The sequence below is a fragment of the Marinomonas foliarum genome (assembly GCF_016906065.1).
GTDB classification, from domain to species: domain Bacteria; phylum Pseudomonadota; class Gammaproteobacteria; order Pseudomonadales; family Marinomonadaceae; genus Marinomonas; species Marinomonas foliarum.
The window spans coordinates 2,249,455-2,261,488 of sequence record NZ_CP070273.1 but is presented as its reverse complement, the minus strand read 5'-3'; the positions used below and the strand labels follow the sequence as shown (position 1 = coordinate 2,261,488).

The 12,034-nt window shown below is 44.9% G+C and carries 11 protein-coding genes; 2 read left to right on the top strand and 9 right to left on the bottom strand.

What is annotated here, in order from left to right; translation table 11 throughout:
* Positions 1–21 precede the first annotated feature (21 nt).
* The 6 genes from znuC to JSY38_RS10350 all read right to left on the bottom strand — a co-directional run bounded on the left by znuC (position 22) and on the right by JSY38_RS10350 (position 7,592).
* Positions 22–798, bottom strand: coding sequence for a zinc ABC transporter ATP-binding protein ZnuC (znuC, locus tag JSY38_RS10375; protein ID WP_205113178.1), 777 nt, complete (start codon positions 796–798; stop codon positions 22–24).
* A complete protein-coding gene (locus JSY38_RS10370; protein ID WP_205113177.1) occupies positions 795–1,295 on the bottom strand; it encodes a Fur family transcriptional regulator in 501 nt (166 codons plus the stop codon). Before JSY38_RS10370 ends, znuC begins: the two co-directional genes overlap by 4 nt.
* Complete coding sequence (locus JSY38_RS10365) at positions 1,295–2,281, bottom strand: nickel/cobalt transporter (RefSeq protein WP_205113176.1); 987 nt, start codon at positions 2,279–2,281, stop codon at positions 1,295–1,297. Before JSY38_RS10365 ends, JSY38_RS10370 begins: the two co-directional genes overlap by 1 nt.
* 114 nt (positions 2,282–2,395) lie before the next feature.
* On the bottom strand, positions 2,396–3,016 hold the full coding sequence (locus tag JSY38_RS10360; protein WP_114412083.1) for a MarC family protein: 621 nt from the start codon (positions 3,014–3,016) through the stop codon (positions 2,396–2,398).
* Positions 3,017–3,302: 286 nt separating this feature from the next.
* Positions 3,303–6,404 carry an efflux RND transporter permease subunit gene (locus JSY38_RS10355; RefSeq protein WP_205113175.1) on the bottom strand — a complete coding sequence of 1,034 codons (3,102 nt, stop codon included), beginning with the start codon at positions 6,402–6,404 and terminating at the stop codon, positions 3,303–3,305.
* A gap of 51 nt (positions 6,405–6,455) precedes the next feature.
* Entirely contained in the window at positions 6,456–7,592 is a 1,137-nt protein-coding gene (locus JSY38_RS10350; RefSeq protein ID WP_205113174.1) for an efflux RND transporter periplasmic adaptor subunit, read from the bottom strand.
* A 199-nt stretch (positions 7,593–7,791) separates the two neighbouring features.
* On the opposite strand from JSY38_RS10350, the gene JSY38_RS10345 reads away from it, so the two are divergent.
* Positions 7,792–8,349 (top strand): TetR/AcrR family transcriptional regulator, encoded by a 558-nt coding sequence (locus JSY38_RS10345; protein ID WP_205113173.1) that lies wholly within the window; start codon positions 7,792–7,794, stop codon positions 8,347–8,349.
* A gap of 3 nt (positions 8,350–8,352) precedes the next feature.
* Here the strand turns inward: JSY38_RS10345 and JSY38_RS10340 are convergent, their stop codons facing one another.
* Genes JSY38_RS10340 through JSY38_RS10330 form a run of 3 tightly spaced genes read right to left on the bottom strand, consistent with a single transcriptional unit; the run spans position 8,353 to position 10,630 of the window.
* Positions 8,353–8,988: a LysE family translocator gene (locus JSY38_RS10340; RefSeq protein WP_114412079.1), complete on the bottom strand. Its 636-nt coding sequence runs from the start codon at positions 8,986–8,988 to the stop codon at positions 8,353–8,355.
* Between the two features lie 57 nt (positions 8,989–9,045).
* Positions 9,046–9,609: a DUF1007 family protein gene (locus tag JSY38_RS10335; RefSeq protein WP_114412078.1), complete on the bottom strand. Its 564-nt coding sequence runs from the start codon at positions 9,607–9,609 to the stop codon at positions 9,046–9,048.
* Positions 9,610–9,667: 58 nt separating this feature from the next.
* Positions 9,668–10,630, bottom strand: a complete 963-nt coding sequence (locus JSY38_RS10330; protein WP_205113172.1) for a homoserine kinase — start codon at positions 10,628–10,630, stop codon at positions 9,668–9,670.
* Positions 10,631–11,049: 419 nt separating this feature from the next.
* Here JSY38_RS10330 and JSY38_RS10325 point away from each other — a divergent pair, with 419 nt between their 5' ends.
* Complete coding sequence (locus JSY38_RS10325) at positions 11,050–11,970, top strand: GGDEF domain-containing protein (RefSeq protein ID WP_205113171.1); 921 nt, start codon at positions 11,050–11,052, stop codon at positions 11,968–11,970.
* Positions 11,971–12,034: the final 64 nt, after the last annotated feature.

The window sequence follows — 12,034 nt, the reverse complement described above, 5'->3', positions numbered from 1 at the left end:
TATCGGCTAACTTAGGTGTGATTAATGATGTTTACAATGGGCATGGGCATCGCCATCGTCCGACAAAATACTACCGTGTTCATCATGCACATGATCATGCTGATGGGCATAAATCGCGATGGATTCGTCTGCTCCTGGTACGCCAAACAAAGCTTGATAGGCTGGATGACCTGTAACGTGTTGCGGACTACCTGAACAGCACACATGCTGATTAATACAGACCACGGTATCGGTTTTCGCCATTACCAAATGCAAATCATGGGACACCATCAAAACACCGCAATTTAGCTCATTACGAATGCCTTCAATCAGGTTATAAAGTTCCACTTGCCCATTCACATCCACGCCCTGAACAGGCTCATCAAGTACCAATAAATTCGGTCGATTCAACAAAGCGCGAGCCAATAATACGCGCTGCGTTTCGCCACCAGACAACACATGTACTTGGGATTGGAGCAAATGACCAATGCCAAGTTTTTCGAGTGTTGGAAGAATCTGTTGCTTATCGACACCACGCACCAAGGCCAAGAAATGCTTTACCGTTAATGGCAGGGTCGGATCGATATGCAGCTTTTGCGGCATATAACCGATACGCAAGGTTTTGTGTCTTACCACTTCGCCGGACGTAGCTTCTTGCAAACCTAACAGAGTACGAATCAGAGTGCTTTTACCGCTACCATTTGGGCCAATTAAGGTAACAATCTCACCCTCGCTAATGGTCATATCTATGTTTTCGAGCAGTACTCGACCATCAAACGCAATACCAATTTTTTCAAAGGCAACCAATCGTTTACTCACGCGTTTGCTCCTGCTGATTGTTCCTTACATTTCGCGCACAACCCCGTTAACTCAATGGTTTCAGCTCGCAGTTCAAAACCTTGATGTGCAGCCTTTTCAACCAACGCCGCATGAATATCTTGGTAATCAAATTCCATAACATTGTGACATTCGTCGCAAATCAAGAAATAGCCTTTGTGAGCTTTGTCTGCATGGGCACAACCAAGGTAAGCGTTCATCGATTCAACTTTGTGAATCAAGCCTGCACCTAAAAGAAAATCCAATGCACGATAAACCGTTGGTGGTGCAGAGTTAAACCCTTCTTCGGCCAACTTCGCCAATAGCTGATAAGCACCAAGCGGTCGATGACTTTCCCAGATTAATTCCAATGCGCGACGGCGTACTTTCGTTAGTCGCTGCCCCTGCTGGACACACAGCGCTTCCGCCGTGCTCAACGCACTCTCAATACAGTCATTATGGTTGTGATGGACGTGCTGATGCGAGTCTTCATGTTTCATTAGAAAGCCCTTCCTGCATTACTTAAGTAGCTCCAAATCATTGAAGTACTGATGATGATCAAAGCGAAAGCGGCAATAAAACCAAATGCGCGCGACACTCGTTGTCGCCAAACGCGATGCTCACTGCTTAACGCAAAGCCGGTATCGCGCACAAACACACTGACACCCGCCAAAGAAGCAACCGTAATTGCTGTGCCTAACGCCATGGCAAAAGTCGCCACCAGGCCCCAAACAAAAATACCCGTGCTCAAAGAAAATAACAAAACCAAAATGGCCCCAGTACAAGGACGAATACCAACCGCAGCCACCATGGCCCAAATACTCCGACGGGCGGTTTTTGCCTCGTCTTCATGGTGTGCACAGCAAGTATGATCATGAGAGTGGCTGTGCGAGTGACCATGACTTCCATGGGAATGACCTTCATGTGTGTGACCCTCATGAGAATGGTTATGGTGCTCTTCTAAATGATCTTGCGAGTGATCATGACCACAACCAGACTGGCCGCGTAATAAGCGCACAAGAATCCACACACCAATCAAACCAACCGCAGCAAAACTCGCCACTTCAAAGAAACGACTGATTTGCATGGCTTTTCCCGCCAAGGAAAATACTTGGCTCAACACCACAATGACTAATACCGCCATCACTGCTTGAACGCCAGCACATAAAAAAGCCAAGCTAACTCCGCGACGTAATGGTGCTTTGCTCGCCAGCATATAAGCCGAAATTACCGCCTTCCCATGCCCAGGACCTGCCGCGTGAAACACGCCATAAAAGAAACTGGTAGAGATTAATCCCCACAATAAAACAGGGCTGCCGCCCTTGCTAATAGAGCGCACCAAAGTCACAAGCTCACGATGAAAGGTGGCCTGCTGAGCAAGAATCCACTGAATAAAGTCTTGATACACCGCAAAATCCATCGCGGCATAGAGAGGCGAGCTCAAACAAAAGAAAGAGAAAAATAAAAAAGCGACGTTCTTTGCCATAATGGGTTATCACCGAGACTGGACAGAATTTTGTTATGATATAACAACTCAAAGTCAAGGAGAAGCCAAAGCCTAGAAACGCCGCAATTTGTACAAGATTTAACTTATTACCGCCTAGCTAACAGCTGTTGTAACAGGTTCTATAAATCCCATCACACCGCTCATAAAGATTTGCGCAGCCATAGCCGCCAAAATCAAACCTGTAATTTTAGACAAGACATTCAAGCCGGTTCGACCCAGCATTTTCTCGATCAAGGAACCAGAATACAAAATCATCGCTAAGGTACCCAACGCCAACAACAAACCGCATAAGCCGATAATTAAATCCCAACCTTGCAATTCAGCGCCATAAACCAGAATCGTACCAATAGTCGCAGGCCCAATAATGGTTGGCACTGCCAGAGGTACAACTGACACATCGTCACGTTCTTCGCTTGGCATACCCACAGCATGATTACGTGTCCCATCACGAACCAAGCTCAAGGCAGACATAAACAGCAAGATACCAGAGCCAATACGGAAAGAATCCAATGTGATGCCTAATACGGCAAACAAACTGCCACCAAAAAACAACAACACAATCGATATCGCCACAGATGCAATAATAGCCTTATTCGCCACCTGTCGACGAGAGGTTGAAGACTCCCCACGCGTTAACGCAAGAAACATAGACAACACAAAAAACGGCGCGAAGAGAAAGAAGAACTTAATCCAAGTCGAGATCAATAAACTCATTAAAAGAATCACCAAAGAAACAGGCAGCAAAGCCGCATGCTTATTATCTAAAGCCCTACCATATATTGCTAGGACACACCCAATTTGCAGCGCTTGTGGCGCGGCAAATATCTATCTGAAAGCCGTCTCTATTAAAAAAGCGCTTCTAAGAGAACACAGACGAGAGAATTCTAGCAAAGAATCTGAAAGAAAGAGGAGTAAATAACAATGAATGACAAAAAGAAAAGCCGACATAAAGTCGGCTTTTCGAACGCTCACTCATTTTTCAAACGCAAATGAATGCGTCTTATGACACTGCTTTCTTTTGAAAGCGTCCAAGCACCCATGTAAAGAACACAGGGACAAACAACACACCTAATAATGTCGCAGAGATCATGCCACCGATAACACTCACACCCAAAGAGTGCTGACTAGCAGCCCCAGCTCCGGAAGCTAATGTTAACGGCACAACCCCTAAAATAAAGGCCATAGACGTCATAATAATTGGACGGAAGCGCAGTTTGGCAGCTTCGATTGCAGAGTCTCTCAAGGAATATCCTTGCTTATAAAGGTCTTTAGCAAACTCAACAATCAAGATCGCATTCTTCGCTGACAAACCAATAATAGTAATCAAGCCAACCTTAAAGTAGACGTCATTAGACATTCCCGTTAGATACACAGCCGCAACCGCACCCAAAGCACCAATTGGAATAATCAAAATAACCGAAAACGGAATAGACCAGCTTTCGTACAATGCAACTAACAACAAGAAGACCACTAATATTGAAATAGCCAACAACATAGGTGCTTGAGAACCCGCCGATTTCTCTTGGTAAGACAGTCCCGTCCACTCAAAGCCAATGCCTTTTGGCAAAGTGTCTACTATGCGCTCAATTTCAAGCATGGCATCACCCGAACTATAACCTGGCATAGGGCTCCCAGAAATTTTATAAGCTGGATAACCATTGTAACGAGACACCTGAACCGGCCCTATTTCCCACAAGCTACTTGCGAATGAACGCATAGGAACTAGGTTGCCTTCATCATTCATAACTTGCAGCTCTAACACGCGCTCAGGCGTCATACGGTCAGCAACATCCGCCTGAACGACTACTCGTTGCAAACGACCAGCATTGGTGAAGTCGTTAACAGAAGCAGAACCATATGCCGTTGATACCGCATTATTAATCGATTCAAAACCCACGCCCAAAGCTGTGGCTTTTTTACGATCGATATCGATCCTAAGCTGAGGTGCGTCTTCTAAACCTTCCATCATGGCGTAAGCGATGATTGGAGATGCATTTGCTTGACCTAGAACCACATTACGCGCGTTCGTTAACGCTTCTCGTCCTAAGTTACTTCGGTCCTGTAATCGTAGTGAGAAACCACCAGAGTTACCCATACCTTCAATAGCCGGTGGCGCAACCGCCATAGATCGGCCGTCAGAAATGCTACCGGCAAACTGGTTAAAGGCCGTCGTTTCATCCGTCAATGATTGCTCGCGGGCAGACCAATCGGTAAAAGTCGGGAATAGCAAGCCGGCATTCGCCCCCATACCAGAGAAACTAAAGCCCATAACGGAAACAACATTCTCTACCGCATCACGCTGACCTAAAAACGCTTCAACATTTTTCATTGTCTCATTGGTTCGAGAAAAAGTAGCACCAGCCGGAAGCTGCACATCTACAATCATATAGCCTTGGTCTTCCGTTGGAACAAAAGATTCAGGCAAATGCACATAGGTATAACCAAGGCCAGCAATCAGCACAAGATACACCAACATGAAACGTCCAGAACGGCTAACCAACTTACTATTTAATGTCGAATAACGGCTTGTTAAAGTGGCAAACTTACGGTTAAACCAGCCAAAGAAACCACCTTTTTCATGATGTTCTTCTGTGTTGATCGGCTTCAATATGGTGGCACATAACGCTGGTGTAAATGTCAGTGCCAAAATACCAGACAACATAATAGAAACGGCAAGCGACATAGAGAACTGTTGATAAATAATACCAACGGAACCGCTCATAAATGCCAGAGGAACAAACACCGCAGACAACACCAAAGTGATACCAACAATGGCACCAGACACTTGTCCCATTGCTTTAATCGTTGCTTCTTTCGGAGGAAGCCCTTCTTCCGCCATAATTCGCTCGACGTTTTCCACCACGACAATGGCGTCATCCACCAAGATACCAATCGCCAACACCATACCAAACATGGTCATCATATTGACTGAAAAGCCTATGAAAGACATCACCGCAAAGGTACCTAAAATACACACTGGCACTACGATAGTCGGAATCAAGGTATAGCGTAAATTCTGCAAGAACAGCAACATCACTAAGAAAACCAACAGAATAGCTTCAAGCAAGGTGTAAATTACTTTTTCAATCGCAGCGCTAACGAATTTAGACGTGTCATAAGGGAAACTGATTTGAATATCATCGGGGAAAGTTTCTTCCAATTCTGCAGCACGGGCTTTAACCGCTTTCACTGTTTCTATGGCATTTGCACCAGGCGATAATTGCACGGCCCCCATCACGGCTTTTCGACCATTCAAACGGGTCTCAAAGTTATAGTCTTGCTTGCCTAGTTCAACGCGAGCAACGTCTTTAAGATACACGGCAGAGCCATCGGAGCTACTGCGTAATACGATATTACGAAACTCTTCAGGATCTTCTAAAAAGCCTTTCACCACCAAACTGGCTGTTAGCTCTTGTTCATTATCCGCTGGGCGACCACCAAAGCTACCCGCTGGAACCTGTACGTTTTGGTTTCTAATCGCGTTATTAACATCACCAATGGATAATCCGTAACTCAACAGCTTCTCAGGAGAAACCCAAACTCGCATAGCCGCTTCGGTACCGAAATATTGCAGCTTACCAACACCCTCTACACGACGAATATTATTGTTAATATTACGTGCTGCGTAATCGGCCAAGGCAACGATACTTTTAGCCGAATCATCCCCTTTGAAAGTCAGCGCATAAATCATCAAGAAGCCAGAGCTCGCTTGGTCTACTTGTACACCTTGTGCAATAACACTACTTGGTAAACGGGCTTCGGCTTTTTTGAGTCGGTTTTGTATATCGACCTGAGCCAAATCTGGGTCAGTACCCGGTTCAAAAGACGCAGTAATCTGAGCAATACCATTGGCGTTACTAGACGAATCAAAATAGAGCAAACCTTTCGCGCCATTTAGCTCTTCTTCGATAACACTAGTCACCGAGTCCACCAACACCTGAGCAGATGCACCAGGGTACGTAGCACTTACCGTAATCTGCGGTGGCGCGACGACCGGAAATTGCGATACCGGTAGCGTTGGCAAAGCAAGCAACCCTGCCAACAAAATAAAGATTGCAATTACCCAAGCAAAGTTGGGCCGCGCAATAAAGAAATTAGACATGCATTAAGCCTCTAAAAACGTCTTAATAAATGAGATGAAAGGAGCAATGGACTAAATGTTAGAGGCCAATTTAACGGAAGGCGTTACCTTCTCTCCTGCTTGATACATGGCAGCATTATCAATAATTACTTTATCGCCACTCTTTAAGCCGTCAGTAATACGCCACAAATTTTGCGACATAGACCCCGTTGTAATTGAGCGAGACTCCACTGTGTTTTGGTCATTCACAACATAAACAAACGCACCACTGTTGCCACGCATCACGGCACGTTGAGGGATCAAAATAGCCGTTGAAGAATAAGACTGAACGGCTTCCACTCGGACATACATACCTGGCAATAGCACTTTCTCTGGATTTGGGAACAAACCGCGCAACACAACATTGCCAGTTTTTTCGTCAACTTGGCTATCAGAGAACAACAACTTGCCTTCAAAGCGCTTGTCGTAACCGTCTAATCTAGCTATCAATTTGGTGCTATGAGTAGACTCACCTTTTACTGATTGCTTGTATTTCAAGGTATCGGTTACAGATTGAGTAAAATCGATATAAACAGAGTCAAGCTGCTGAATAGTAGCCAGCAGCGTCGCATCACCTTGTCCGACCAACATGCCTTCGCTGACATTTGCTCGGCCAATACGACCCGAAATAGGCGCACGCACCGTTGCATATTCAAGGCTTAGTTCAGCGTTTGCCACATCCGCTTTCGCTGAAGCAACCGACGCGCTAGCACTCAAGTAAGCCGCTTGAGCGGCATCAAATGTTTGCTTACTAACAGCCTGAGATTTTAATAACGGGGCATAACGGTCCACCAGCATCTTGGCATCAAACAGAGTTGCTTCCGCCATGGCCAATTTACCCTTAGCACTATCAAGCGCTATTTTTAAAGACGCAGGATCGATTTCGAACAAGACGTCTCCCGCACTAACATCAGAGCCTTCTACAAAAGTTCTATGTAAAACGATACCTGGAACACGAGCTCGTACTTCTGCCTCACGGATAGGTTCGATTCTTCCTGGTAAAATGGCATTTTCTTCAAACTCAATAGGTTGCACGGTAGTCACGGTCGCCGCTTTTGCACTAGGTGGAGGGCTCGCTTGAGCTTCTGGCTCACTAGAAGAGCAGCCAGACACAACAAATAACGCAGCCAGCATTAGCAGCGTCCGTCCATTTTTTAAAATTCGTATCATTGTTTTGTACCTTAAAATTTTATCTGACTGAGAAAGACAGGTAAGATACTAAACAATTCCAAATGAATCAACTTAGATTCATTTGATTCTTTATAGTTTTTTATTTCATCTCGTCGACATTCCAAGTAAAATGCCAACATCGAGGAGTTGCACTTAAGTCGAAATAAAAGTCAACTGTCAAAAATTTTGGAAAAAGATCATGGCTGAAGAAGAAACGAACAACACATTGCTGAATTCACTTGCGCTTGCTTTGGTTGAATACCCACGAGCATCATTGCAAGAGCTGTCCTGTGCTGTCGGTGTGAGCAAGGCTACCTTGTATCGTTTCTGTCGAACGCGAGAAAACCTAATTGAAAGGCTGTTACAACGCAGTATTGAGTCTTATCAAGAAGCTATTCGAGACGCCGATCTCGATACAGCGGAACCAAGAGAAGGGATTCGTAAGCTGCTAGAAAACTACTACGCCAATAAAGAGCTAACCATTTTCATCATACAATATTGGCAGCCTGCGTTAGCCGAAAGTGGCGCTTGTGTCGAAACACAAGACATTCTAGACAAGTTCTTTTTACGAGGTCAGCAAGAAGGTGTTTTTCGAATTGATATAAGCTCAGTCGCCATGACAGAATGCTGCCACGGCTTATTCTCTGCGCTTATTGATGCGGAATTAAGAGGTCGAGTACCCAGAATAAAAGTCATCGACATCATAGAAACCATGTTGCTAGAAGGCGTTTGTACTCAGTCATACAAGACCCCCTAGCACTCAGCGCTGGCTCAATGCGAGTTTTGCACCAAAGCCCAACAGCAATACGCCAGTTAAACCGTCCAAGACCAACGCCACTTTTGGTCGCGCCAACCAAACGCGCGCTTTATGAACCATAAGCGCAAGAAACGTTTGCCACAACATCGCTATGATAAAATGAAGTGAGGCCATAAAAAGTGATTGAGCCAATGCCGAATGGCTAGGGTCAATAAACTGTGGCAAAAATGCCATGTAGAAAATAATCGGCTTAGGGTTCAATACGTTAGACAAGATCCCTTGACGAAAGCTGCCCCATGCCGTCAATGACTTAGGATTTTTCGCATCTTTAAAGGTCATGCCAACCGGCTTCATCGCACTTCGAATCGCTTGCACACCCAAGTACACAAGATACGCCGCACCAGCTAATTTAAAGGCAGTAAACAAACCTGCAGAACCTAGCAGGATGACTGACAGGCCTAACGCCGACACGGTCGCATGAGCAAATAACCCCATGCAAATGCCTAAGCTAGTCAAAAAACCCAACCGCCAACCACCTGATGCCGCGTTGCGCATCACCAAAATAGTGTCCACACCTGGGCTCATAGTAAGTACCGTAATAGCGGCTAAGAAAGGCAACCATTGGAAATGTTCTAACATGCGCTTAGACCTTTATATGAAACATTGAAAACGAAAAATCGCTAGAAAATAATTAGATTAAGGCTGACAAGTCAGATCAACCCAAACGGCGACGGAGGTTTCTGTAGCGTCACGTTCTACTGGCGTACATATTTCAGATAAGGCACCGGACAAACGCACTAAACCTTCTTCCAATGGCTCCATGGCGAAATACAATTCATCGTCACCAAAGGCCAGACTCAAGGTCGAAGTTTCTAGATTAACGGGAGTAGGCAAATCAATGCCTAGACGAATCCACAACATTTGGTCCCGAATACGAACATCCGCAACGCGCACTTGTTCTGGCACCAAATCTGCGCCGTCTTGTTTCATTTTGATAAAAAAGCCGTAATTCTCAAAGCTCTTCAACACCTCAATCATATCGAGTTTTTCTTGACCTGTGAGCTCACCATCACCGTCTACGTCGTATTCAGCAATCAAGCTTGTCGACGTAAAAAGATCCAACTCCCATGTCGCTGCAAGGCTAGACACATTGGCTTGGTCGACATTGACACGATACTGAGAATCCACCCAAACATGAGGGTGTGCCATAGCAGAGCCCGTAAACAGAGCCGTAACGCACAAACACAACCAAAGACGCATCACTTCACCTTAAAAAATAGTTTCATAAGAACAGAGTCTTAAAAGCTCGAAAACTGACCTATAGGAACTCAACTAAGCTCGGGGAATATTGCACACGAGACTCTAAAATACGCTGAAACTCAAGCGGATCATGCTGCTGCGCCAAACGTTCAGGGTCATGCTTCGCCCCATGCCACGCTTCCAAACGAGACAGCCAAAAACGCAACGCTGCGATTTTCAACATATGCGGCCAAGCAAGAATCTCTTCTGGGCTGGCTTCACGTTCATGCAAATAGGCTTTTATTAACGCCTTATATTTGGCGCTATTCAATTCACCTGTCGCCATATCCGAGCACCAATCGTTCACCACAATGGCTAAGTCGTACATCACCCAAGAATGGCACGCATTGTAGAAATCGATAATGGCAGACAACTTGTTGCCTTCAAACAAAGTGTTGTTGTAGAACAAATCCCCATGAATAGTGGTTTTCGGTAAATCTGGATGTTCTGTAATAAAGGCATCAAATTCAGCAATTTGCGACAACAATAATTCCGCTTGTTCTGGCTCTAATTGATCTGCGATGGCTTGGCTGGTTTTATGCCACCACGCCACGCCACGATGGCTATCACGATGAACAGGGAAGTCCTCACCCGCAATATGCAGCTTCGCTAAGGCTTCGCCCATTAATCGACAAGAAGTTTCGTCCGTGCCTTTCAGCTCACCACCGGGGAAGCAGTCAACAATGATAGTCGGTCGACCATTTACTTCACGTAGGCGTTCACCATGAATATCAATCAAAGCCGCAGGAACATTAAAGCCTTTGTGTTTCAAATGAGCGACAACGTCCAAGAAATACGGAACTTCGTCTAAATCAAACTCTTCAAACAGAGTCACAACGTACTTACCCGTTGTCGTTGTCAAAAAGTAGTTGGTGTTTTCTACCCCACCGGAAATGCCTTGAAACGAAACCAGCTCACCTAAATAATAATCCGCCACTAAGGCGCGCATGTCAGAGTCCGAAAGGGAAGTGTAAACAGCCAAGTTGTGTTACCTAATTTGTTATCAAAGGATGACGATAATATGAAAACGCCTATGCTCCACAATAAGTGCAGAAAGGTCAATTCTAAGTAGCGCAAATCCCCTGTTTTTCTGCGCACACTTTATATTCTATGCGAAGCCACTGGTTACAACTCAGATAACTTAGTCGACATATATTCACCAAGTAGCAACATATTAAAAAAGCCGCATCGTATATTATTTAACCAAGTATTTAACAAACTGATCAAAACGATGCAATGAACTCAGCAAACTACCAAAAGAACATCTTGAAAGATGCTATCTATAGACTTCTGATTATTTCTGCGCTCAGCTATGGGTTATGCGGGTTATTTTTCAATGTGTTCCCCCTTGTAACATGCGCGGCTTGCTTGGTCTTATTGCTGTATTTCCATAAGAACCCTTTGATTAGATCAAGCAAAACCCTCAATTGGTATGCGGCCATCACCTTGCTTACCTTCACACCAGTCACCTTTATGTTTATCTATAACGGGTGGCAAGGAAGACTCGTATTTATCGAAAGCTATCCGCCCATTTCTGGCATGATCATAATGACATCTATGCTTATTATGTTGGTGCTGCCGAAAAGGCACACCAAATTCGGGGCTTTATTCTGGGCGCTAAACGTCTTACCTGTACTGCATTATTTACTGCTGCACCCAGCTGAATTGCACACATCGCGCGGTTACGACTTGTTATTTTTATTTGGCACTGCCAGCTTGTTTATTGTGGCAATTATTCCTTACCAACAAAATATCAAGCAGCAACTAGACGACATTTTCTACGACCTGATGCGCTATAAAATGCACGCTGACAGAGATTTCCTAACAGACACCTATAATCGACGCGGCTTACACAGCTGGCTAAACCGCAACAATCAAACCGACACTATAGGTTTAGTACTGCTCGATGTGGATTATTTCAAAAACATCAACGACCGCTTTGGCCACGCCACAGGCGATCAGGTATTAGTTGAAATCGCTTCACGCTTGCGCACCGTATACCGAGACAACCATTGCCTTGTGCGCTGGGGTGGAGAAGAATTTCTTTTGGTGATTACCAACCCGTCGGCCGCTACATTGAATAAGCTAGCCAATGATTGCCATCTTGTTTTTGGACAGGTTCCTTTTCGCACTGTGGGAAAAGTCACCACAAGTATTGGCGTATCTCGCATTGCTTCGATCACTGCGTTTGACCACGTAATCGAAGAAGCCGATCAAGCCTTGTATCATGCAAAAGAAAGTGGCCGAGACAACATCATCGCATTCAGTGACATTCAGCAGTCATTAACTATGAAAATGCGACAATTACTCATAGTTGACTAGCACAACAGAGCATTCGTAACTTTATCTGGGTTTAGACTGTAAAAATCATCATAACCGCTTAGAA